Here is a 24,063-nt window from a genome sequence, read left to right as displayed (position 1 = left end):
GTGATCCGTTACGACGCTCTGGACGCCCTTCCCGTACGCGGTGCCCTGCCCGGTCTGAACGACGCCCTGGAGGGCCACGGCACCGCCGTGCTCGTCGCGCCGCCCGGTACCGGCAAGACGACCCTGGTGCCGCTGGCTCTGGCCGGTCTGCTGGGCGAGGGGGCCGCGCGGCGGGTGGTCGTGGCCGAGCCGCGGCGGATCGCGGCGCGGGCGGCGGCCCGGCGGATGGCGTGGCTGCTCGGCGAGAAGGTCGGCGGGAGCGTCGGCTACACGGTGCGCGGCGAGCGGGTCGTCGGGCGCCACGCGCGCGTGGAGGTCGTCACGACCGGTGTGCTGTTGCAGCGGTTGCAGCGCGACCAGGAGCTGTCCGGGGTCGACGTGGTGGTGCTCGACGAGTGCCACGAGCGGCATCTGGACGCGGACACGGTGGCGGCGTTCCTGTGGGACGTACGCGAGACGCTGCGGCCGGAGCTGCGGCTGGTGGCCGCGTCCGCGACGACCGACGCCGAGGGGTGGGCGCGGCTGCTGGGCGGGGCGCCGGTCGTCGAGGCGACGGGGGTCTCGTATCCGGTGGAGGTGGTGTGGGCGCCGCCGGCGCGTCCCGTACGGCCGCCGCACGGCATGCGGGTCGATCCCGCGCTGCTGGCGCACGTGGCGTCGGTGGTGCGGCGGGCGCTGGCCGAGCGGGCGGGGGACGTGCTGTGTTTCCTGCCGGGCGTGGGCGAGATCGCGCGGGTCGCCGGGCAGCTGGGCGATCTGGGTGGTGTGGACGTGCTCCAGGTGCACGGCCGGGCGCCCGCGGCCGTGCAGGACGCGGTGCTGGCTCCTGCGGCGCGGCGCCGGGTGGTGCTGGCGACCTCGGTGGCCGAGTCCTCGCTGACGGTTCCCGGGGTGCGGGTGGTCGTCGACTCGGGCCTGGCCCGGGAGCCGCGGGTCGACCACGCGCGCGGGCTGAGCGCGCTGGCGACGGTACGGGCCTCGCTGGCGGCGGGGCGGCAGCGGGCGGGGCGGGCCGGGCGTGAGGCACCGGGTGCGGTGTACCGGTGCTGGACGGAGGCCGAGGACGCGCGTCTGCCGCGTTTCCCGGCCCCCGAGATCAAAGTGGCCGACCTGACGGCGTTCGCCCTGCAGACGGCCTGCTGGGGCGATCCTGGGGCCACTGGGCTGGCGTTGCTGGATCCGCCGCCGAGTGGGGCGATGGCGGCCGCGCGGTCGGTACTGGCGGCCGTCGGGGCGGTCGACTCCGCCGGACGAGCCACGGAGCGGGGTGTGCGTCTGACGCGGCTGGGGCTGCATCCCCGGTTGGGGAGGGCGCTGCTGGACTCCGCCGCGGTGGTGGGCGGGGAGCGGGCCGCCGAGGTGGTCGCGTTGCTGAGCGAGGAGCCGCCTCGGGAGTACGGGGACGACCTGGCGGCTGCCTTGCGGGCCGCGCGGCGTGGAGGTGACGCCTATGGGGCCCGGTGGCGTGCGGAGGTTCGGCGGCTGCGGGGCGTCGCCACGGAGATCTCCCGGCCGCCCGCAGGTGTCGAGGGTCGGCCGGCGTCCGCCGGTGAGGACGGTCTCGTAGGGCTCGTCGCCGCTCTCGCCTTCCCTGAGCGGGTCGCCAAGGCCGACGGCGGTTCCTACCTGATGGTCTCCGGAACCCGCGCCGAGACCGGTGAGGGCAGCGGCCTGCGGGGCGCTCCCTGGATCGCCGTCGCCGTCGCCGACCGTCCTCTCGGCAAGGGGCACGCGCGCGTGCGGCTCGGGGCGGCTGTGGACGAGGGCGTTGCCCGGCTTGCGGCAGGCACGCTGGCCCAGACCCGGGACGAGGTCCACTGGTCCGACGGGGACGTCGTCGCGCGGCGGGTCGAGCGGCTGGGGGCCGTCGAGTTGGCGGTGCGCCCGCTCAAGAACGCCGACGCCGGGCTCGTACGCGAAGCGCTCCTCGAAGGGTTGCGGCAAGACGGGTTCGGGTTGCTGCGGTGGTCGGCCGACGCCCTCGTACTGCGGCAGCGGCTCGCCTTTCTGCGTCTGCGTCTCGGGGAGCCGTGGCCCGATGTCTCGGACGACGCTCTGCACGCGCGCGTGGACGAGTGGCTGGAACCCGAGCTGGGGCGGGCGCGGCGGCGGGCCGACCTCGGGCGGATCGAGGCCGGACAGGGGCTCACCCGGCTGCTTCCGTGGGCCTCCGGGGACGCCGGGCGGCTCGACGAGCTGGCGCCCGAGCGGATCACCGTACCCAGTGGGTCCCGGATCAGGGTCGACTACGGCAATCCCGAACAGCCGGTTCTCGCCGTGAAGTTGCAGGAGATGTTCGGTCTGCAGGAGTCGCCCGCCGTGGCCGGGATTCCCCTCCTCGTCCATCTCCTCTCCCCCGCCGGGCGGCCCGCCGCCGTCACCGCCGACCTCGCCTCCTTCTGGAAGGACGGCTACAAGGGCGTACGGGCGGAGCTGCGCGGCCGGTATCCGAAGCATCCATGGCCCGAGGATCCGGCCGGCGCGGAGCCGACGCGGTACACCAACGCGCGGCTCAGGCGGTGACCGGTTCCGGTTCCGTGGCGTCCGTCGGAGCGGGGTCGGCCGGGCGGCGGGCGCGGGCCTCCAGATACAAGGACAGGGACAGGAGCAGGACGCCCAGGACCAGGAAGCCCCAGGGCAGGTACGAGGTCATCAGCAGGACCAGCGTGCGGTTGGACTTGACCAGGTCGACGGTGTGCTCGATGTAGTCCTCGCGCATCTTCACGTGGCCGGCGAACGCCGTCACCTTCTCGCGGCCGCCGAGCAGGGTGCCGCCGCGCAGTTCCTCCTTGTGGATCTCCTCGCCGTACACGGGGGCGCCGGTCAGCGGTTCGACCCAGAACTTGCGGACCGTGGTGTACCAGCGGGTGGTGCCGGTCTCGGCGACCGACTCGGGCGTGATGCCCGCGACGGGCATGGTCTTGGGGAAGGGCACCTTGGTCCAGGGGATGGTCTGCTCGAAGTAGTAGACCTCGACGCCCCGGAAGTCCTGGGTGCCCTTGTAGTGGATCGGGGCCGTGATGCGGGCCTGCGCGTCGAAGTACTCGTAGTCCCGTTTCTCCGTCAGGAACGGCCACTTGAACTCGATGCCCTCGCGCCTGACCGGGTCGCCGTCGACCATCTCGCCGGTGGCGTGGACGGGTTCCTGGGTGTGGGCGTCGAAGATGTAGCGCTCGGGGATCCTGGAGACCATCTTGCCGTCGGGGCCCTGGACGTAGGACAGGCCGTCCCAGACGACGACGTCCTTTCCGGCCGTCTCCTCGATCTTCTCGGAGGCCTCCACGTTGCCCTTGAGGGTCTGCACGATGGTGACCTTGGGGACCTTCTTCGCCTTCATCGTGCCGTAGTCGAGGAGGGTGGCGTCCTTCGCCTCCAGGACCATGTCCTGGTACTGGTTCGCCGGGATCTTGGCCAGACGCGGGAAGGCGTACCAGCGCACCAGCGGGGACAGCGCCGCGAAGAGCACGGCGAGGGCGAGCAGGACGAGACTGGACTTTCGGCGCATCTCGGTCTCCCTCGCGAGTCGTTACGGGTGTGCGGGCACCGTCGTCAACAGCGGTTTCGGGGACGTGTCGCCCGACGGTGCGCCCATGGCGGTGATGGTCAGGACCAGGGCGAGCGCGACGGCGAGACCGGTCGCGGCGGCGATCAGGGCACGCATGCCTGCCTCCGGGCGAGCTGGAACTGATACATCGTCAGGTCCGGCACCGTAGCAACGGGCGGGTGAGATGAGAACACGTTGCACACACAACGGCGGCGCCCCCCCCTTCGGGAGGGCGCCGCCGTTACGGAGTACCGCTGTGACGAAGTACCGCTATGCGGAAGGACTGGCCGACGGGCTCGGGGACGAGGCCTCCGCCGCCGCCACGGTCAGCGTGACGTTCAGCGCCGCGCCGCCCGCGGTGGTGATGCGGAGCATGAACGTGCCGGTGGTGTCGTCCGCGTACAGCTTCGGCAGCTTCAGTACGCCGTTCGCGTCCGTCTCCAGGCCGGTCAGGGTGCGTACGGTCGTGCCGTCCGCGTCCTTGAAGTAGGGGCCCTTGTCGTTCGCGGTCGGGTCGAGCGCCGACTTGATCAGCGTCGCGGTGGCGGCCACCTTGTCGGCGACCTCGCCGTCGTACGTCGCCTTCACCTCGACCTGCTCGGCGAACTCGCCGCCCGGCACGCAGGTCAGCGCGGTGTCGCTGGTGCGGGCGAGGGTGTCGGCGGCACGTTCGGCGACGGTGGCCGTGTAGTCGAGGCCGCTGATGGAACGGCCCACGACGGTCGCGCGGACGGTGAAGGTTCCCGTCTTCTCGCCCGCCTGCAGCGCGGGCGCGACGGCCACGCCGGTGCTGTTGGTGACGACCGTGGCGACGCTCTCGCCGCCGGTGAAGGTGGCGTCGGTGGTACCGACGATCGTGAACCGGATGCGGACCTTGGCGACGGCCGCGCCGGCCTTGGTCTCGGCCCGGGTGCTGACCCTCTCCGTGAACGCGTCGCCCGCCTGCGCGGTGAGCTTCGCGGTGCCCGCGTCCTCCAGGTGGTCCACCGTGTCGGTGGGGGTGGCGGGCGTGGACGGCGGCGTGGTGCTCGGCGGGGTCGTCGAGGGCGGCTTCGGGCTCGGGGTGCCGGTTTCGGGCTTCTGCGGCTTGGGGCTGGGCTTGACCGAGGGCGGCGGCGTTGGCGACGGCGTGACGGTCGCGCTGTCGTTGTCGTCGCTGCGGTTGCCGGGCAGGCTGCCGGTGCCGTCCGGGATCTCGTGGGTGCCCTTGCGGTAGTACTCCAGCCACGACAGGACCGTGTTCAGGTAGTCCTGCGAGTGGTTGTAGCTGAGGATCGCGCTGTTGAGATCGGCCTGGGTGGACAGGTCCCAGCCGAAGCGGCACAGGTAGTGGCCGGCCGCGAGCGCGGCGTCGTAGATGTTGTTGGGGTTCTTCTCGCCGTCACCGTTGCCGTCGCGGGCAGCCCACGCCCAGGTGGAGGGGATGAACTGCATGGGGCCGACGGCCTGGTCGTACGTGCTGTTGCCGTCGTACGCGCCGTTGTCGGTGTCCTTGATGAGCGCGAAGCCGTTGCCGTCGAGCTGCGGCCCGAGGATCGCGGAGGTCGTGTCGCCGTTCGCGTCGACCTGGCCGCCGCGGGCCTGGCCCGACTCCACCTTGCCGATGGCGGCGAGGAGTTCCCAAGGCAGGTTGCAGCCGGGCTTGGCCGACCGCAGTTCGGACGCGGCCTTCTTGTAGGCGTCGAGGACGGTCGCGGGGATGCCGGCCTCGGTCGCGGTGTCGCCCCGGGAGGCGGGCGTGCCGATGGTCGGCGAGGGGCTCGGGCTGTTCAGGGGCGGCAGGTCCGTGTAGTACGGCGAGTTGCCGGTCGCGCCGCCGGTGCCGGCGGCCGCTTCGGGCGAGGTCTCGGCGCCGGTGGTGGCCGGTCTGCCGCCCTGGTCGTCGGCCGTCGCGCCCGGTCCCTGCGAGGCGGACAGGGCCGCGACCGCGAGCGCGGCCACGGCGGTGGTTGCCGCACCCTTGCGCAGCCTCCTGCCGAATTGCGCCGCCATAAAGTGAACCCCTCCCGTGGACGCCCGAGCGCCCGTCTCTGTCTGTCGTGTCCGTCTGTCCTGCGTGTCCGTCTGTCCTGCTCGACCTGGTGTGACTGTCGACCCGCCGTGAGGGTTGCCCCCCGTGGCGAGGTTCATGTCGGGTCCGGCCGTGTCCCCAGCAGGGTGACCCAGGTGACCCTACGACAACTTCCTTTCCTCGGGCACCCGTTCGTGCCCGATTTTCACCGGTTGGCCATGTGGGATCGTGGCGTGATCGGTCGGTTCGAATCCACGTCCAAGGAGCCTCGTTGCCGTTCACTCTGAGCCATGCGGCAGCCGTACTGCCCGCCGTTCGCACCGACGGAACCGGCCGGGGCCGACTCGTGCCGGCCGTGCTAGTGGCGGGCTCCTTCGCGCCCGACATGACCTACTACACGGCGAGTGTCCTGTCCGGGGCCATGGAGTTCGGCGAGTTCACGCACTCATTCCCTGGCGTTCTCACATTCGACGTACTGGTCGCCTGGGCGCTGGTCGGGCTGTGGCTGCTGGTGCGCGAGCCGCTGGTGGCGCTGCTGTCGCCGGCCCGGCAGGGGCGAGTGGCGACGCTGTCGCGCTGCGGGGCGCCACGCGCGCGCGTACGGCCCGCTTCGGTGGCGTGGTGGTACGTGTCCGCCGCGCTCGGTGCGCTGACCCACGTCGTGTGGGACGCGTTCACGCACCTCGACCGGTGGGGGATGCGGCTGTTTCCCGTCCTGGGCGAGAAGGTGGCGGGTTCCCCTTTGTACTGGTACCTGCAGTACGGCGGTTCCGCCGTGGCCGCGGTCGTGATCGCCGTGTTCGTCGCGTACGCGCTACGGCGGACGCCCGCGGCCGAGCCGGTGGGGGTTCCGGCACTGTCGGTACGGGACCGGTGGTGGGCCGGCGTCGTGATCGGCGGCTGCGTGCTCGTCGGGGCGGTGGAGCGGACGACGCGGTGGTGGGAGTACTCGGGGTCCACCGCGAAGCCCTGGGAACTGATTCCGACGCTGTGCTTCGGAGCGGGCGCGGGGCTCGTCCTGGGGGTCGTGCTCTACGCCGCCGGGGTCAGGGTGTGGCGTCCGGCCCCGGTGTCCGACGGTTCGGGTGTCGGCGAGGCGGAGCGTCGATCGGCCACTCGTTGACAGCGGTGAACACCGTGAACGTGGGCATCGGACGCGACCGGGGCAGCAGTGTGAGACCCAGCGCCAGATAGCCGCGGCCCAGATCCACCCACAGCCGCCAGACGGATGCCTCGCGCTTGTGACGCCGTACGGCGTCCCGCTCGCGGCGGTCGAGCCGGCGCCGGGTGCTCGCGGCGGCGTGGCGCAGGGCTGCGTGACGCAGCGCTGCGTGGTGGAGGGCCGCTTGGCGGAGGGCCGCCGCGAGGCCGGTGGGGATGCGGGCGGTGCCGGCGGCGGTCGCGCGGCGGAGGGTTGCGGCCAGGTCGGTGGGGACGGCGGCGGTCGCGCGGCGCAGGACCGTGGCCGGGTCGGTGGGGACGCGGACGGTACTTGCGGTGGCCGAGAAGGGCGGGACCGGCGGGGGCGGTGCAGGCGGGGCCGTCTTGACGTGCGCCTTTGCCTGCGCCCGTGCGTGGGCCGTCCGGCGGTGGAGCATGCGTATACCCATGCCCGCATCCTTACGGGCGGGGGCGCCGGGGGGCGTCTTCGCGGGAGCCACGTGAGTGACGGGGCCCTCCCGGGACGGGCGGGGGCTGCGCGGGTGGGGTGAGCTGAGGGTGGGGTGCGCGGCGGGGGACATCCAGGTGGGTGGCGGGCCTGGGGCGAGGGTCCTCGCCCCTCGACACGGCGCGGAGGGCACGCTCTCGCGGCGTCTGCCGGGAGCGGGCCCTCCGCACGACCGCCGGAGCCTAGTGCGCTGCCGATTCCCAGTCCGGGCCGACGCCGACCGAGACGTCGAGGGGAGCTCGGAGGTGGACGGCGTTGGCCATTTCGTGGCGGAGGAGCTCCTCGGTGGCGGCTCGCTCGCCGGGGGCGATTTCCAGGACGATTTCGTCGTGGACCTGGAGGAGCATGCGGGACCGTAGGTCCGCCTTCTCCAGCGCCTGGCCCACCTTCAGCATGGCGATCTTGACGATGTCCGCGGCCGTGCCCTGGATGGGCGCGTTGAGGGCCATGCGCTCGGCCGCCTCGCGGCGCTGGCGGTTGTCGCTGTTGAGGTCGGGCAGATAGCGGCGGCGCCCGAAGAGCGTTGCCGTGTAACCCGTCGCCCTCGCCTCGTCCACGGCCCGGCGCAGATAGTCCCGTACGCCGCCGAAACGCTCGAAGTACGCGTCCATCAGGCCACGGGCCTCGGCCGCCTCGATGTTCAGCTGCTGGGAGAGGCCGAAGGCCGACAGGCCGTACGCCAGGCCGTACGACATCGCCTTGATCTTGCGCCGCATCTCCGCGTCGACCGCGGCGGGCTCGACCGCGAACACCTGCGCGGCGGCCGTCGTGTGCAGGTCCTCCCCGGAGGTGAACGCCTCGATGAGGCCCGCGTCCTCGGACAGGTGGGCCATCACGCGCAGTTCGATCTGGCTGTAGTCGGCCGTCATGAGGGACTCGAAGCCCTCGCCCACCACGAAGCCGCGGCGGATGGCCCGGCCCTCGTCCGTGCGGACGGGGATGTTCTGCAGGTTCGGGTCCGTCGAGGAGAGCCGGCCGGTCGCCGCCACCGTCTGGTTGAAGGTGGTGTGGATACGGCCGTCCGTCGCGACCGTCTTGATGAGGCCCTCGACGGTGACGCGCAGCTTGGCCTGCTCGCGGTGCCGGAGCATGATCACCGGCAGTTCGTTGTCCGTCTGGGTCGCGAGCCAGGCCAGGGCGTCGGCGTCGGTGGTGTAGCCGGTCTTGGTCTTCTTCGTCTTCGGCAGGGCGAGCTCGCCGAAGAGGACCTCCTGGAGCTGCTTGGGCGAGCCGAGGTTGAACTCGTGCCCGGCCGCCGCGTGGGCCTCCTTCACGGCCTGCTGGACGGCGCCCGCGAACATCTGCTCCATGGCCTCCAGGTGGGCCCGGTCGGCCGCGATGCCGTGCCGCTCCATCCGGGCCAGCAGGGCGGAGGTGGGCAGCTCCACGTCCCGCAGCAGTTCCGCGGCGCCGACCTCCTTCAGGCGGCTCTCGAAGGCCTCGCCCAGGTCGAGGATCGCGCGGGCCTGGACCATCAGGGCCTCGGCCTCGGCACCGTCGTCCGTACCGAAGGCCAGTTGCCCGTCGGCCGCCGCGGCGGGCGCCAGCTCCCGGTGCAGGTACTCCATGGACAGCGCGTCCAGGTCGAAGGAGCGACGGCCCGGCTTGACCAGGTAGGCGGCGAGCGCCGTGTCCATGCGCACGCCTTCGACCGTCCAGCCGTGCTCGGCGAAGACGCGCATCACGCCCTTGGCGTTGTGGAGGATCTTCGGGCGGTCCGGGTCGGCGAGCCAGGCCGCGAACGCCGTCTCGTCGGCCTCGTCCACCTGCGACGGGTCGAACCAGGCCGCCGCTCCCCCGCCCGCGGCGAGCGCGACCTCGGCGACCGAGCCGGTGCCGAGCGCCCAGGTGTCGACCGTGGCCATACCGAGGACCTCGGTGGCGTGTTCGGTGAGCCACGGGGCCAGCTCGCCGGTGCCCAGCACGGTGCCGTCCAGCTCCACGCCGCCCTCGACGACCGGAGTCGTCTCGGCCTCCTCTGCGCCCGGGTCGACGGCGAGCAGCCGCTCCCGCAGCGAGGGGTTACGGATCTCCAGGGTGTCGAGAACCATCGCGAGCGCCTTGCGGTCGTACGGCGCGCGCTCCAGGTCGGCGACCGTCTTCGGCAGCTCCACTGTGCGCACCATCTCGGTCAGCCGCCGGTTGAGCTTGACGGCCTCCAGGTGGTCGCGGAGGTTCTGCCCGGCCTTGCCCTTGACCTCGTCGACGCGCTCGACCAGGTCCGCGAACGACCCGAACTGGTTGATCCACTTCGCGGCGGTCTTCTCGCCGACACCCGGGATGCCGGGCAGGTTGTCGGACGGGTCGCCGCGCAGGGCCGCGAAGTCCGGGTACTGCGCGGGCGTCAGCCCGTACTTCTCGACGACCTTCTCCGGGGTGAACCGGGTCAGCTCGGAGACGCCCTTCGTCGGGTACAGCACCGTGGTGTGCTCGCTGACCAGCTGGAAGGAGTCACGGTCGCCGGTGACGATCAGCACCTCGAAGCCCTCGGCCTCGGCCTGCGTGGCCAGGGTGGCGATGACGTCGTCCGCCTCGAAACCGTCCACCGCGAAGCGGTGCGCGTGCATCGCGTCGAGCATTTCGCCGATCAGCTCGACCTGGCCCTTGAACTCGTCCGGGGTCTTGGAGCGGTTCGCCTTGTACTCCGTGAACTCCTCGGAGCGCCAGGTCTTGCGGGACACGTCGAAGGCCACCGCGAAGTGCGTGGGCGACTCGTCGCGCAGGGTGTTGGCCAGCATCGACGCGAAGCCGTAGATCGCGTTCGTCGGCTGGCCCGTCGCCGTCGTGAAGTTCTCCGCGGGCAGCGCGAAGAACGCGCGGTACGCCAGCGAGTGCCCGTCCATGAGCATCAGGCGGGGCCGGTCGCCGCCGGAGGAGTTTGCGGTCGTCTTCGATGCTGTTTCTGCCACGCCCCCGATCCTGCCACGCCCCACTGACAGTCGACCGCCATCGGACGTTCCCGCCGGTCCGGCGCAAGCAATGCTCACGTTCCACCGCCCGCCCGGACACGATCGTTGTCACCGGCGCGTGCGAGGATCGGAGTGGTACTTCACATGCGAAGGAGAGCGCGCGATGGCCAGCAAGCCGCCCAAGGCAGATCCGGTTCAGGACGCGCCGCAGGTCGCCGAGCCGAAGCACGCGGCCGCGGGGATCCCGGCCATCGGGCACACCCTGCGCATCGCGCAGCAGCAGATGGGCGTCAAGCGCACCGCGCTGACCCTCCTGCGCGTCAACCAGAAGGACGGCTTCGACTGCCCGGGCTGCGCCTGGCCGGAGCCCGAGCACCGGCACGCGGCGGAGTTCTGCGAGAACGGCGCGAAGGCGGTCGCCGAGGAGGCCACCCTGCGCCGGGTCGCCCCGGAGTTCTTCACCGCGCACCCCGTCGCCGACCTCGCGACCAGGAGCGGCTACTGGCTCGGCCAGCAGGGCCGGCTGACACACCCCATGTATCTCCCCGAGGGCGGAACCCACTACGAGCCGGTGACCTGGGAGCGCGCCTTCGACATCGTCGCCGAGGAGATCAACGCCCTCGCCTCCCCCGACGAGGCCCTCTTCTACACCTCCGGGCGCACCAGCAACGAGGCCGCGTTCCTCTACCAGCTCTTCGCGCGCGAGCTCGGCACCAACAACCTGCCGGACTGCTCCAACATGTGCCACGAGTCCTCCGGTTCGGCCCTGTCGGAGACGATCGGCGTCGGCAAGGGCAGCGTCCTGCTCGAAGACCTCTACAAGGCCGACCTGATCGTCGTCGCCGGACAGAACCCCGGCACCAACCACCCGCGCATGCTCTCCGCCCTGGAGAAGGCCAAGGCCAACGGCGCGAAGATCATCAGCGTCAACCCGCTGCCCGAGGCCGGCCTGGAGCGCTTCAAGAACCCGCAGACCCCCCAGGGCATGCTCAAGGGCGCCGCGCTCACCGATCTCTTCCTGCAGATCCGCATCGGCGGCGACCAGGCCCTCTTCCGCCTCCTCAACAAGCTCATCCTCGAGACGGAGGGCGCGGTCGACCAGGAGTTCGTCCGCGAACACACCCACGGATACGAGGACTTCGCAGCCGAGGCCCGGGCAGCCGACTGGGACGAGACGCTCACCGCCACCGGCCTCTCCCAGCAGGACATCGAACAAGCCCTCGGCATGGTCCTCGCCTCCAAGCGCACCATCGTGTGCTGGGCGATGGGCCTCACCCAGCACAAGCACTCCGTGCCGACCATCCGCGAGGTCGTCAACTTCCTCCTCCTGCGCGGCAACATCGGCCGCCCCGGCGCGGGCGTCTGCCCGGTGCGCGGCCACTCGAACGTGCAGGGCGACCGCACCATGGGCATCTTCGAACGCCCCGCGCCCGCCTTCCTGGACGCCCTGGAGAAGGAGTTCGGGTTCGCGCCGCCCCGCGAGCACGGCTACGACGTCGTACGGGCCATCCGCGCCCTGCGCGACGGCGACGCGAAGGTCTTCTTCGCCATGGGCGGCAACTTCGTCTCCGCCTCCCCCGACACCGAGGTCACCGAAGCGGCCATGCGACGCGCACGCCTCACCGTGCACGTGTCGACGAAGCTCAACCGCTCGCACGCGATCACCGGCGCACGGGCCCTCATCCTCCCCACCCTCGGCCGCACCGAGCGCGACCTCCAGGGCAGTGGCGAGCAGTTCGTGACCGTCGAGGACTCCATGGGCATGGTGCACGCCTCCCGCGGCCGCCTGGAACCCGCGAGCACCCACCTGCTGTCCGAACCGGCGATCGTGTGCCGCCTCGCCCGCCGAGTGCTCGGCGAGAACAGCAAGGTGCCGTGGGAGGAGTTCGAGAAGGACTACGCCACCGTCCGCGACCGCATCGCCCGCGTCATCCCCGGCTTCGAGAACTTCAACGCACGCGTGGCCCGCCCCGAAGGCTTCGCCCTCCCGCACGCCCCCCGAGACGAGCGCCGCTTCCCCACGGCCACCGGCAAGGCCAACTTCACCGCGGCACCGGTCGAGTACCCGAAGCTGCCCGAAGGCCGCCTCCTGCTCCAGACCCTCCGCTCGCACGACCAGTACAACACCACGATCTACGGCCTCGACGACCGCTACCGCGGCATCAAGAACGGCCGCCGAGTGGTCCTGGTGAACCCCGAGGACGCACGCACACTCGGCGTCACCGACGGGACGTACGTCGACCTCGTCAGCGAGTGGAAGGACGGCATCGAGCGACGCGCCCCCGGATTCCGGGTCGTGCACTACCCCACCGCACGGGGATGTGCGGCCGCCTACTACCCCGAGACCAACGTCCTCGTCCCCCTGGACGCCACCGCAGACACCAGCAACACCCCGGCCAGCAAGTCCGTCGTCGTACGTCTGGAACAATCGGCAACCGACTGAGCGTTTGCTCAGCCGGAGACAGCCGTACCGATCACCACGAACGGAGCCGGGCGCCATGGGCGAGCAGCAGCACGTGAAGTTCCCGCAAGAGGTCATCGACGAGTACGCCGCGCTCGGAGTGGACCTTCTCGCGCTGTTCTCCGCGGGGCACCTCGGGACGCGGATGGGCGTGCAGATCGTCGAGGCGTCGGCGGAACGGGTCGTCGGCACGATGCCGGTCGAGGGGAACACCCAGCCGTACGGACTGCTCCACGGAGGCGCCTCCGCCGTGCTCGCCGAGACGCTCGGGTCGGTGGGGTCGATGCTGCACGGCGGCAGTACGAAGATCGCGGTCGGCGTCGACCTCAACTGCACGCACCACCGGGGGGCGCGGTCGGGACTGGTGACCGGCGTCGCCACGCCTGTCCATCGCGGACGCTCCACGGCAACGTACGAGATCGTGATCACCGACGAGACAGACCGACGCGTCTGCACCGCCCGCCTCACCTGCCTCCTGCGGGACGTCTCACCGACCGACGAGGCCAACATGCGCGCGGCGGGCTGACGCGGGCGGAGTCCAGGCACGGACGCCCCTGGGGGCTCCGCCCACAGACCCCCGACCTATGCCCACCCACCACCCGACTCGGTCGGTCGAGAGGTGAACCAGCCCCTGGGGGCAGGGCTTCGCCCCCAGCGGGTGGGCGAGAGCTAGGGACGGACTCAACTCATCGCCCGACTCAGTCGGTTGAGAGGTGAGGGGCCCCACTCGGCGGTCGAAACGTGGCGCGTGGACAACTGACCGGTGGGCTGAGAGAACAGCCGAAAGCCGCACGCTCCCGCGGTCGCGTACGGCGGCAAGGGGACGTGTCGGGGGGTGTCCGCCCGCAGCGGTTGGCGCGTCAACGCCGGTACCTCCCTGGCCGACCGATTCCGCGCCGTTCCGAGGACGGACACCCCCCGACACGTCCCCGACCCACCACCCAACCCGCCGCAGGCATCGCCCCAGCCCGATACCTTGCCCAGCATGACCGGCACCGGCACCGTAGAACCCGGCAACTCTCCCGCCGCAGACGGCAGTTACGACGTCCTCGGCGTCGACGCACCACGCCTCAGCGACCACTTGAGCGCGCGCTGGAACACGCCCCCCACGCACCCGCAGAGCCGCCCTCGCCACAGCCGGAGCCCTCCCCGCAACGCCCCACCCCCGAACCGGAATTCACCGTTCATACCGGGACAACTCACACAATCACCATCAAAATCAACGTTTCCGACTGTTCGGGCCTGCCCCTGAATGCCGATCTTCCCTTTCTTGACGTAACGCTGCGTAACACGCGTGCAATACAGCGCCACAGTTTCATCTTCGACGGCGCGTTCTCCCGCGATCTCTCCGAGCTCCTCCACACCGCCTGCGCCCAGCCCACCGCACGACCGGCCCCACTCCCAACCGGAAGTGCGGGTTCTCAGAATGCGGACCAGGCGGAAACTCCGCCAAACCGTCCGAGAGCCCACTTCCGGGAAGCGATCCCTCCATCACGTCATAACAAGAAAGTCACAAGCGAGCTGCGGGCGATGCCCCTGCGTACAGACGGGCTTAGAGTCACGGCCAGTCACCGCTCCATCGGGAGTTCGGTACCAGCGCGGCACCCGCCACCCCCACAGGGGTGGCTGTGACTGCGGAAAGGACTGATTGTGCGACGTTCCTTGGTGATACTTACCTCCGTCCTCGCGACTGGAGCTCTGACGCTCACCGCTTGCGGCTCCCGTGACGACAGCGGCGACGGCGACAACGCAGAGGGCACCACCCTGACCATCGGCGTGGACGCCCCGCTCTCCGGCGAGAACTCCACCACCGGCCTCGGCATCCAGTACGGCGCCCAGATCGCCGTCGACGACGCCAACAAGAACAAGCTCGTCCCCGGCGTCACCTTCAAGCTGAAGGCCTACGACGACAAGGCGCAGCCCGCCACCGGCCAGTCGAACGCCACCGCCATCACCGGCGACAAGACCGCCGTCGGCGCCGTCGGCCCCCTGAACTCCGGCGTCGCCCAGACCATGCAGCAGGTGTTCGCCTCGGCCGACATGGTCCAGATCTCCCCCTCGAACACCAACCCCGAGCTGACCCAGGGCAAGAACTGGCAGACGGACAAGAAGCGGCCGTACCCCACGTACTTCCGCACCGCCACCACCGACGAGCTGCAGGGCAGCTTCGCCGCCGGCTACGCCTACAACAAGCTCAAGAAGAAGAAGGCGTTTGTCGTCGACGACAAGCAGACCTACGGCGCCGGCCTGGCGAAGATCTTCAACGAGCAGTTCAAGAAGCTCGGCGGCACGGTCGTCCAGACCGACCACGTCAACACCGGCGACAAGGACTTCGGCTCCCTCGTCACCAAGATCAAGAACTCCGGCGCCGACCTGGTCTACTACGGCGGCCAGTACGACGAGTCCGCGCTGATCACCAAGCAGCTGAAGGACGGCGGCGTCAAGGCCCCGCTGTTCGGCGGCGACGGCATGTTCGCCTCCACCTACATCGAGACCGCCGGCGCCTCCGCCGAGGGCGACCTCGTCACCTCCGTCGGCGTCCCCGCCGACACCCTGCCCGCCGCCAAGACGTTCATCGAGACGTACAAGGCCAAGGGCTACAAGGGTGACTACGGCGCCTACGGTGCCTACGCCTACGACGCCACCACCGCCATCATCAAGGCCGTGAAGGCCGCCGTGGACGCCAACAACGGCGATGTCCCCAGCGACATCAACAAGCTGCGCTCCAGCGTCGTCGACGAGGTCCAGAAGTCCGACTTCGAAGGCATCAGCGGCAAGGTCGCCTTCGACGAGTACGGCGACACCACGAACAAGCAGCTCACCGTTTACCAGGTCGAAAAGGGTGCCTGGAAGGCTGTCGAGACCGGCACCGCCGACCTCGGCTGACCCAAGGCCCCAGCACACCTCACCACGGGCCGCGCGGAAGGGGACCCCGACCGCGCGGCCCGTTTCCACACCCAGACAACCCCCACCCGGCACGCATCCAGTGCACACGACCACCAGCGACATGGAGGCCATGCGGTGAACACCCTGCCGCAGCAGCTGGCCAACGGGCTGCTCCTAGGCTCGATGTACGGGCTCATCGCCATCGGCTACACGATGGTGTACGGCATCGTCCAGCTCATCAACTTCGCGCACGGCGAGATCTTCATGACCGGCGCCTTCGGCGCGCTCACGGTCTACTTCTACGTCCTCCCCGACGGCACGGCGATGGCCATCGCCGTCCCCCTCATGCTGATAGGTGGCGCAATCGTCGCCGTCCTCATCGCCGTCGGAGCGGAACGATTCGCCTACCGACCACTGCGCGGAGCACCACGGCTAGCACCGCTCATCACCGCCATCGGCCTCTCCCTCGCGCTCCAGGAGGTCGTCCGAAACTTCTACCCCGGTGCCGACCGCGCCCGCGCCTTCCCCGGCCTCGACGCCACCCACGACATCGGCTCCATCACCATCAAGGACGCCGACATCTTCCTGGTCGCCGCCGCGATCATCTGCATGTCCGGCCTCGCCTTCTTCGTCCGCAAGAGCCGCACCGGCCGCGCCATGCAGGCCACCGCGCAGGACCCGGACACCGCACAGCTCATGGGCATCGACACCAACCGCATCATCGTCATCGCCTTCGCCATCGGCGGCTTCTTCGCCGCCGTCGCAGCAGTCGCGTACGGCCTGAAGTACGGCAACGTCGACTACCGCATGGGCTTCCTCATGGGCCTCAAGGCGTTCACCGCCGCCGTCCTCGGCGGCATCGGCAACATCTACGGCGCCATGCTCGGCGGCATCGTCCTCGGCATCGCCGAAACCCTCGCCTCCGCCTACATCGACGGCATCCCCGGCATGCAGCAGCTCGGCGGCCAGAGCTGGGCCAACGTCTGGGCCTTCGCCCTCCTCATCATCGTCCTCCTCGTGAGGCCACAAGGCCTACTCGGCGAACGCGTCGCGGACAGGGCGTGATCACGATGACAGACATCACCAAAGCCACCCCCGCCACCCGCGGCCTCATCCCGCTGCCGGAAGCCGCCGCCCGCGGCCTCCTCCTCGCCGGCGGCATAGCCACCGCCGCCTCCGCCTTCCTCGCCTGGACCTGGACCTCCGAGTTCCCCGGCGACCTCACCATCAACGGCTACCCCGGCGGCCTGCAATGGCTCACCTTCACCGCCGGCCTCCTCACCACCCTCTTCGCCCTCGCCCTCTACGGCGTCCGCGGCCTCGGCTGGCTCCTGCCCGCCCGCAACAACGCACCCCTCGCCCTCGCAGCCCTCGGCGGCCTGGGCACCACCTGGTTCACCGTCATCGCCATCGCCAACAACCTCGGCGGCGTCGTCAACCTCGAACCCGGCGGCTGGATCGCAGCCATCGCCTCCCTGCTGCCCGTCCTCGGCGCCTTCGCCCTCCCCCAAGAAGGAGTCGGCAAGGACAGCACCAAGGAAAGCATCAAGGCGTACATCACCAAGCCCGACGCGATCCCCGCCCCCCAGCCCCTCACCCCCTGGCTGGAACGCGCCGTCATCACCCTCGCCACCATCCTCGGCCTCGCCGTCTTCACCTACGGCATCGACACCGAGTACGGCGAACTCTTCATCGGCTACCTCTTCGTCGTCGTCTTCTTCACCTGGGCCCTGCACACCGCAGGTGTCATGGACCGCTTCTCCCGCCTCGTCGCCCACAACCGCAGCTTCACGCTCGCCATGGGCTTCCTCGCGGCCATCGCGTTCCCCTTCACCCAGACCGACGACCACTACGCCAACATCGGCGTCAACATCCTGATCTTCGGAACCGTCGCCCTCGGCCTCAACATCGTCGTCGGCCTCGCCGGACTCCTCGACCTCGGATACGTCGCCTTCCTCGGCGTCGGCGCCTACACCGCCGCCCTCGTCTCCGGCTCCGAGTTCTCCCGCTTCTCCGGCGTCCAGTTCCCCTTCTGGGCCTCCGCCCTCACCGGCGCCGCCGCCAGCCTCATCTTCGGCGTCCTCATCGGCGCCCCCACCCTGCGACTGCGCGGCGACTACCTCGCCATCGTCACCCTCGGCTTCGGAGAGATCTTCCGCATCGCCGTCAACAACATGGACGGCGACTCCGGCCCCGACATCACCAACGGCCCCAACGGCATCCCCGCCATCCCCGACCTGAACTTCTTCGGGTTCAACATGGGCCAGGCGCACGACATCGGCGGCTTCACCCTCGGCCGCTTCGCCAACTACTACCTGCTCATGGTCCTCATCATGGCCATCGTCGTCCTCGTCTACACCCGCGCCGCCGACTCCCGCATCGGCCGCTCCTGGATCGCCATCCGCGAGGACGAAGTCGCCGCCACCGCCATGGGCATCAACGGCTTCCGCGTCAAGCTCATCGCCTTCGCCCTCGGCGCCTCCCTCGCCGGCCTCGCCGGCACCGTCAGCGCCCACGTCACCTACAGCGTCGTCCCGACGCCGTACCAGTTCGCCGGCTCCACCCCGCCCAACTCGGCCTTCCTCCTCGCCGCAGTCGTCCTCGGCGGCATGGGCACGGTCGCGGGCCCCATCCTCGGCGCCGCACTGCTCTACCTGCTGCCCGAGAAGCTCGTGTTCCTCCAGGACAAGTCGCTGCTCGCCTTCGGCATCGCGCTCATCCTCCTGATGCGCTTCCGCCCCGAAGGCATCATCGCCAACCGGCGCAACCAACTCGAGTTCCACGAAACCGGCCAACTCGACATACCAGAACAAACGACGTTGACCGACGAACCGGCCACCGTGACCAAGGCGGGGGCGTGACCACCATGACGACACCAGTACTCGAAGCCCGCGACGTCACCATGCGCTTCGGCGGCCTCACCGCCGTCCGCTCGGTCGACTTCACGGTCAACGCAGGCGAGATCGTCGGCCTCATCGGCCCCAACGGCGCCGGCAAGACAACCTTCTTCAACTGCCTCACCGGCCTCTACATCCCGACGGAAGGCACCGTCTCCTACAAGGGCACGGTCCTCCCGCCCAAGCCCCACCTGGTCACCCAGGCCGGCATCGCCCGCACCTTCCAGAACATCCGCCTGTTCGCCAACATGACGGTCCTCGAGAACGTCCTCGTCGGCCGCCACACGCGGACCAAGGAAGGCCTCTGGTCGGCACTCCTGCGCGGCCCCGGCTTCAAGAAGGCCGAAAAGGCCAGCGAAGAACGAGCCATGGAACTCCTCGAGTTCATCGGCCTCGCCGCCAAACGCGACCACCTGGCCCGCAACCTCCCCTACGGCGAACAGCGCAAGCTCGAAATCGCCCGCGCACTCGCCTCCGAACCCGGCCTGCTCCTCCTCGACGAGCCGACCGCCGGCATGAACCCCCAGGAGACGAGGGCCACCGAAGAACTGGTCTTCGCCATCCGCGACATGGGCGTCGCCGTCCTCGTCATCGAGCACGACATGCGCTTCATCTTCAACCTGTGCGACCGCGTCGCCGTCCTCGTCCAGGGCGAAAAACTCGTCGAAGGCACCTCCGAAGTCGTCCAGGCCGACGAACGCGTCATCGCCGCCTACCTGGGCGAACCCTTCGAAGGCGACCCCGGAGCCGCGGAGGCCGCCGAAGTCGCCGCGGCCGAGGCAGGAGCCGAAGCGCAGAGCACCACCAGCACCAAGGGAGAAGCCCAGTGAGCACACTGCTAGAGGTCGAAGACCTCCGGGTGTCCTACGGCAAGATCGAAGCCGTCAAAGGCATCTCCTTCAGCGTCGAAGCCGGCCAGGTCGTCACCCTCATCGGCACCAACGGCGCCGGCAAGACAACCACCCTGCGCACCCTCTCGGGACTCCTGAAGCCGACCAGCGGCAAGATCATCTTCGACGGCAAGCCCCTCACCGGCGTCCCCGCCCACAAGATCGTCGCCCTCGGCCTCGCCCACTCCCCCGAAGGCCGGCACATCTTCCCCCGCCTCACCATCGCCGAAAACCTCCAACTCGGCGCCTTCCTGAGGAACGACAAGGCAGGCATCGAAAAGGACATCCAGCGCGCCTACGACCTCTTCCCCATCCTGGGAGAACGCCGCAAGCAGGCCGCCGGAACCCTCTCGGGCGGCGAACAGCAGATGCTCGCCATGGGCAGGGCCCTGATGTCCCAGCCCAAGCTCCTCATGCTGGACGAGCCCTCCATGGGCCTCTCCCCCATCATGATGCAGAAGATCATGGCCACCATCTCCGAACTCAAGTCCCAGGGCACGACGATCCTCCTCGTCGAACAGAACGCCCAGGCAGCCCTCTCCCTGGCCGACCAAGGCCACGTCATGGAGGTCGGCAGCATCGTCGTCTCCGGCACCGGACAGGACCTGCTGACCGACGAGTCGGTACGGAAGGCATACCTCGGCGAGGACTAGAACGCGCCCTTGGTCGCACGACGAGGCCCGCGCCCCTGAACCAGGGACGCGGGCCTCACTCGTGTTCTGGAACGGGTCCCGGGTGTCAGCCCTTGCCGTTCTTCTTCTCGTCGGCATCCTGGATGACCGCCTCGGCCACCTGCTGCATCGACATCCGACGGTCCATCGACGTCTTCTGGATCCACCGGAACGCGGCCGGCTCGGTCAGCCCGTACTCCGTCTGCAGGATCGACTTCGCACGGTCCACCAGCTTGCGGGTCTCCAGACGCAGAGTGAGGTCCGCGACCTCGTTCTCCAGCTCCCTGAGCTCCGTGAACCGGGACACGGCCATCTCGATCGCCGGCACGACATCACTCTTGCTGAACGGCTTCACGAGATACGCCATCGCACCGGCGTCCCGGGCACGCTCGACGAGGTCGCGCTGCGAGAAGGCGGTCAACATGAGCACCGGGGCGATACGCTCCTCGGCGATCTTCTCCGCCGCGGAGATTCCATCGAGCTTGGGCATCTTCACGTCAAGGATCACGAGGTCCGGCTTGTGCTCGCGGGCAAGCTCGACGGCCTGCTCGCCGTCACCGGCCTCGCCTACGACGCTGTAGCCCTCTTCCTCCAGCATCTCTTTGAGGTCGAGGCGAATCAGCGCCTCGTCCTCGGCGATGACGACACGGGTCGTCAGCGGAGGCACGTGCGACTTGTCGTCGTCGGGCGCGTCTACGGGCTGGGGCGACTCGGGGGCGGTCACGGGGGCTCCTTGTTGCGGGCCGGGCAGTGCTGCTGCTTCGAAGCCTACCTAGAGGCAAGGACCTGCGGTGACCCGGTACACTTCCGGACAGCTGAACAGCTTGCCCGGTTGGAGGAACTGGTCAGACTCGCGGTGCTCAAACCACCGTGCCTTAGGGCATGTGGGTTCGAATCCCACACCGGGCACCTTCAGGAAGAAGCGGATGCTCACGTTCTCGTGAACATCCGCTTTTTGCTGCGTGCCGTCACGATCAGTGACACAGAGTTTCCGCATGAACTTTCACGGCACTGAGGTTCGACAGAAGGCGCTCACACTGCTGCGCAACGGCACGAAGAACGCGGATGTCGCCCGGAAACTCAACGTCCCGCTGGGGACAGTCGGCTACTGGAAGCACCTCGACCGAGCGAAACGCGGCGAGTGTCCAGGCAAGCACGACCCCAAGTGTCCCCGGTGCGACGGACGGGACCTCGACGAGCCCGCGTACAGCTACCTACTGGGCCTCTACCTCGGCGATGGCCACATCAGTCACTACTCCGAGCACCGAGTTCCCAACTTCATGATCACCTGTGCCGAGTCATGGCCCGGCCTGATGGACGACTGCGAACAGGCGATGCGCGCAGTCTTCCCCGACAACTCCGTCTGCCGCGTCCGCAAAATCGGCTGCCGCAACGTAAAGGTCTACTCCAAGCACCTTCACTGCCTGTTCCCCCAGCACGGCCCCGGCAAGAAGCACGACCGCACCATCGCTCTGGAACCCTGGCAGCAAGCCATCGTCGACGCTCATCCGTGGGAATTCATCCGCGGCCTCATCCACTCGGACGGCTGCCGCATCACCAACTGGACGACCCGCCTCGTCGCCGGTGAACGTAAGCGCTACGAATACCCCCGGTACTTCTTCTCCAACAAGTCGGACGACATCCGGAAGCTCTTCACCAATGCCCTCGACAGGGTGGGCGTCGAATGGACAACCCTTGCTCGCGGCAGCGACCCCTTCAACATCTCCGTCGCCCGCAAAGCCTCGGTCGCCCTCATGGACACCCACGTCGGCCCCAAGCACTAAAACGGCGCTACTTGGGGCTGTCGTCCTCCCCGATGTGGTGCACCCGCACCAGGTTCGTCGAGCCCGAGACGCCGGGCGGGGAGCCGGCGGTGATGACGACCGTGTCGCCCTTCTCGCAGCGGCCGTACTTCAACAACAGCTCGTCCACCTGGTTGACCATCGCGTCGGTGGAGTCGGCGTGGGGGCCGAGGAAGGTCTCCACGCCCCACGTCAGGCTGAGCTGGGAGCGCGTCGCCGGTTCCGGGGTGAAGGCGAGCAGCGGGATGGGCGAGCGGTAGCGGGACAGGCGGCGGACCGTGTCGCCGGACTGGGTGAAGGCGACGAGGAACTTGGCGCCCAGGAAGTCGCCCATTTCCGCTGCCGCTCGGGCTACCGCGCCGCCCTGCGTGCGTGGCTTGTTGCTTTCGGTCAGGGGCGAGAGGCCCTTGGCGAGGATGTCTTCCTCGGCCGCTTCGACGATCTTCGCCATGGTCGTGACGGTCTCGATGGGGTATTTGCCGACGCTGGTCTCGCCGGACAGCATCACGGCGTCCGTGCCGTCGATGACCGCGTTCGCCACGTCGCTGGCCTCCGCCCTTGTCGGGCGCGAGTTCTCGATCATCGAGTCGAGCATTTGAGTCGCGACGATGACCGGTTTGGCGTTGCGTTTGGCCAGCTTGATCGCGCGCTTTTGGACGATCGGGACTTGTTCGAGCGGCATTTCGACGCCGAGGTCGCCGCGCGCGACCATGATGCCGTCGAAGGCGGCGACGATGTCGTCGATGGCGTCGACGGCCTGGGGCTTTTCGACCTTGGCGATGACGGGGAGGCGGCGGCCTTCTTCGTCCATGATGCGGTGGACGTCGTCGATGTCGTGGCCGCTGCGGACGAAGGAGAGGGCGATGACGTCGAAGCCGGTGCGCAGGGCCCAGCGGAGGTCGGCTTCGTCCTTGTCGGAGAGGGCGGGGACGGAGATGGCGACGCCGGGGAGGTTGAGGCCCTTGTGGTCGGAGACGATGCCGCCTTCGACGACGGTGGTGTGGACGCGGGGGCCGTCGACGTCGGTGACTTGGAGGCAGACTTTGCCGTCGTCGACGAGGATGTGTTCGCCGGGGGTGACGTCGGTGGCGAGGCCGGGGTAGGTGGTTCCGCAGGTCTGGCGGTCGCCTTCGATGCCTTCTTCGACGGTGATGGTGAAGGTGTCGCCGCGTTCAAGGAGTACGGGGCCTTCGGTGAAGTGGCCGAGGCGGATCTTCGGGCCTTGAAGGTCGGCGAGGATGCCGACGCTGCGGCCGGTCTCGTCGGAGGCCTTGCGTACGCGGTGGTAGCGCTCGTCGTGTTCGGCGTAGGTGCCGTGGCTGAGGTTGAATCGGGCGAGGTCCATTCCGGCGTCGACCAGTCCTTTGATCTGGTCGTACGAGTCGGTGGCGGGGCCCAGGGTGCAGACGATTTTTGCTCGGCGCATGTTTCGAGCGTAGAGCTTACCGGTGGGTAGGGAATTGGTGGTGCGTGTCTTCTCAACAACCTTTGGGTGAAGCGCTCTTGACAAGTGTTGAATTGTGCGCCGGGTTGCTCCGATGAGCATTTCGGAGCGCCCCGGCATTCTTTTATGACAATTGCGGTGGGGCCATGGTGAAGCGGGCGTTGACCTGGGCGTGGACGCGTTGGCGCTGGGGTTCGAGGTCGAGGGGCGCGGCGGCGGTGTCCTCGGCGGCGTAGGCGGCGGAGCGCATGCGGCTGCCGGAGGCGGCGGGGTAGGCAGGCGCGGCGTTTTCGGCGCCGATGTCGGCCAGCTCCACGAGGGCCGCCAGGGTCGTCCCGAGTGCCTCCGCGTACTCCCTCGCACGCTGGACGGCTTCCCGTACCGCCTGCTGGCGGGCCTGGCGGTGGGCGGGTGAGTCGGGGCGCAGCGCCCACCAGGGGCCGTCGACCCGTGTGAGGTCCGAGTCGGCGAGGCGGGTGGTGAGTTCGCCGAGGGCGGTGAAGTCGGTCAGTTCGGCGGTGATGTGGACGCGGCCGTGGTAGGCGTGGATGCGTTCGCCTCGGCCGTGTTCTTTGAGTTGTGGGGTGATGGAGAAGGAGCCGGTCTCCAGTCGTTCCACTGCGTCGCCGTAGGTCTTGATGAGGTCGAGGGCGGCGGTGTTGCGGCGGGTGAGGTCGTCGAGGGCAGAGCGGCGGTCTTTGCCGCGGGAGGCGACGGTGACGCCGATGCGGGCGATCTCGGGGTCGACTTCGAGGTGTGCTTCGCCGCGGACGGCGATGCGGGGTGCGTCGGGGGTGCCGTAGGGGACGGCGGGTTGGGGCTCCTCTGATGGTGGGGTGGTCATACGCCCCACTCTGTCACTGGTTACCTGGTTGGCGC

The 24,063-nt window shown here is 69.5% G+C and carries 18 protein-coding genes and 1 tRNA gene; 11 read left to right on the top strand and 8 right to left on the bottom strand.

The features are described from left to right. Entirely contained in the window at positions 1 to 2,523 is a 2,523-nt protein-coding gene (gene hrpB, locus OG252_RS37405; protein WP_329341764.1) for an ATP-dependent helicase HrpB, read from the top strand. On the opposite strand, the gene OG252_RS37400 is transcribed toward hrpB, so the two are convergent. The 3 genes from OG252_RS37400 to OG252_RS37390 all read right to left on the bottom strand — a co-directional run bounded on the left by OG252_RS37400 (position 2,513) and on the right by OG252_RS37390 (position 5,536). Then, positions 2,513 to 3,505: a DUF3068 domain-containing protein gene (locus OG252_RS37400; RefSeq protein WP_266441261.1), complete on the bottom strand. Its 993-nt coding sequence runs from the start codon at positions 3,503 to 3,505 to the stop codon at positions 2,513 to 2,515. The genes hrpB and OG252_RS37400 overlap by 11 nt on opposite strands. Before the next feature lie 21 nt (positions 3,506 to 3,526). Then, on the bottom strand, positions 3,527 to 3,661 hold the full coding sequence (locus OG252_RS37395) for an SPW_0924 family protein (protein ID WP_266441258.1): 135 nt from the start codon (positions 3,659 to 3,661) through the stop codon (positions 3,527 to 3,529). 153 nt (positions 3,662 to 3,814) lie between these two features. Further along, a complete protein-coding gene (locus OG252_RS37390; protein ID WP_329341760.1) occupies positions 3,815 to 5,536 on the bottom strand; it encodes a lytic transglycosylase domain-containing protein in 1,722 nt (573 codons plus the stop codon). 239 nt (positions 5,537 to 5,775) lie between these two features. Here OG252_RS37390 and OG252_RS37385 point away from each other — a divergent pair, with 239 nt between their 5' ends. Further along, positions 5,776 to 6,678 carry a DUF4184 family protein gene (locus OG252_RS37385; RefSeq protein ID WP_443068448.1) on the top strand — a complete coding sequence of 301 codons (903 nt, stop codon included), beginning with the start codon at positions 5,776 to 5,778 and terminating at the stop codon, positions 6,676 to 6,678. On the opposite strand, the gene OG252_RS37380 is transcribed toward OG252_RS37385, so the two are convergent. Both OG252_RS37380 and polA read right to left on the bottom strand, forming a co-directional pair. Further along, positions 6,602 to 7,165, bottom strand: coding sequence for a hypothetical protein (locus OG252_RS37380; RefSeq protein WP_329341756.1), 564 nt, complete (start codon positions 7,163 to 7,165; stop codon positions 6,602 to 6,604). The genes OG252_RS37385 and OG252_RS37380 overlap by 77 nt on opposite strands. Positions 7,166 to 7,406: 241 nt before the next feature. Continuing rightward, complete coding sequence (gene polA, locus OG252_RS37375) at positions 7,407 to 10,133, bottom strand: DNA polymerase I (RefSeq protein ID WP_266441239.1); 2,727 nt, start codon at positions 10,131 to 10,133, stop codon at positions 7,407 to 7,409. 163 nt (positions 10,134 to 10,296) lie between these two features. On the opposite strand from polA, the gene OG252_RS37370 reads away from it, so the two are divergent. From OG252_RS37370 to OG252_RS37340, 7 genes are all read left to right on the top strand, one after another. Continuing rightward, complete coding sequence (locus OG252_RS37370; RefSeq protein WP_329341753.1) at positions 10,297 to 12,576, top strand: FdhF/YdeP family oxidoreductase; 2,280 nt, start codon at positions 10,297 to 10,299, stop codon at positions 12,574 to 12,576. Positions 12,577 to 12,631: 55 nt separating this feature from the next. Next, the gene (locus tag OG252_RS37365) at positions 12,632 to 13,120 is read left to right on the top strand and encodes a PaaI family thioesterase (protein WP_329341751.1); all 489 of its coding nucleotides are present in this window, start codon (positions 12,632 to 12,634) and stop codon (positions 13,118 to 13,120) included. 1,136 nt (positions 13,121 to 14,256) lie between these two features. Then, complete coding sequence (locus tag OG252_RS37360; protein ID WP_329341749.1) at positions 14,257 to 15,480, top strand: branched-chain amino acid ABC transporter substrate-binding protein; 1,224 nt, start codon at positions 14,257 to 14,259, stop codon at positions 15,478 to 15,480. A 135-nt stretch (positions 15,481 to 15,615) separates the two neighbouring features. Next, positions 15,616 to 16,545: a branched-chain amino acid ABC transporter permease gene (locus OG252_RS37355; RefSeq protein WP_266441225.1), complete on the top strand. Its 930-nt coding sequence runs from the start codon at positions 15,616 to 15,618 to the stop codon at positions 16,543 to 16,545. 5 nt (positions 16,546 to 16,550) lie between these two features. Continuing rightward, positions 16,551 to 18,341, top strand: a complete 1,791-nt coding sequence (locus OG252_RS37350; protein ID WP_266441223.1) for a branched-chain amino acid ABC transporter permease — start codon at positions 16,551 to 16,553, stop codon at positions 18,339 to 18,341. Positions 18,342 to 18,346: 5 nt separating this feature from the next. Further along, positions 18,347 to 19,207: an ABC transporter ATP-binding protein gene (locus OG252_RS37345; protein ID WP_266448632.1), complete on the top strand. Its 861-nt coding sequence runs from the start codon at positions 18,347 to 18,349 to the stop codon at positions 19,205 to 19,207. Continuing rightward, a complete protein-coding gene (locus OG252_RS37340; protein WP_329341745.1) occupies positions 19,204 to 19,920 on the top strand; it encodes an ABC transporter ATP-binding protein in 717 nt (238 codons plus the stop codon). The genes OG252_RS37345 and OG252_RS37340 overlap by 4 nt, the downstream gene beginning before the upstream one ends. An 85-nt stretch (positions 19,921 to 20,005) precedes the next feature. Here the strand turns inward: OG252_RS37340 and OG252_RS37335 are convergent, their stop codons facing one another. Beyond that, a complete protein-coding gene (locus OG252_RS37335) occupies positions 20,006 to 20,662 on the bottom strand; it encodes an ANTAR domain-containing response regulator (RefSeq protein WP_053748470.1) in 657 nt (218 codons plus the stop codon). Between the two features lie 102 nt (positions 20,663 to 20,764). On the opposite strand from OG252_RS37335, the gene OG252_RS37330 reads away from it, so the two are divergent. Together OG252_RS37330 and OG252_RS37325 are read left to right on the top strand one after the other, a co-directional pair. Then, positions 20,765 to 20,847, top strand: a tRNA-Leu gene (locus OG252_RS37330). Between the two features lie 86 nt (positions 20,848 to 20,933). Next, positions 20,934 to 21,722 (top strand): helix-turn-helix domain-containing protein, encoded by a 789-nt coding sequence (locus OG252_RS37325; protein ID WP_329341741.1) that lies wholly within the window; start codon positions 20,934 to 20,936, stop codon positions 21,720 to 21,722. Between the two features lie 7 nt (positions 21,723 to 21,729). Here the strand turns inward: OG252_RS37325 and pyk are convergent, their stop codons facing one another. After that, entirely contained in the window at positions 21,730 to 23,166 is a 1,437-nt protein-coding gene (pyk, locus tag OG252_RS37320; RefSeq protein ID WP_329341739.1) for a pyruvate kinase, read from the bottom strand. 142 nt (positions 23,167 to 23,308) lie between these two features. Beyond that, positions 23,309 to 24,028 carry an SIMPL domain-containing protein gene (locus OG252_RS37315; protein WP_329341737.1) on the bottom strand — a complete coding sequence of 240 codons (720 nt, stop codon included), beginning with the start codon at positions 24,026 to 24,028 and terminating at the stop codon, positions 23,309 to 23,311. Positions 24,029 to 24,063 lie beyond the last annotated feature (35 nt).

The sequence above is a fragment of the Streptomyces sp. NBC_01352 genome (genome assembly GCF_036237295.1).
GTDB lineage: Bacteria > Actinomycetota > Actinomycetes > Streptomycetales > Streptomycetaceae > Streptomyces > Streptomyces plumbiresistens.
The sequence above is the reverse complement of the archived record's forward strand: the minus strand, read 5'-3'. Positions and strand labels throughout refer to the sequence as shown.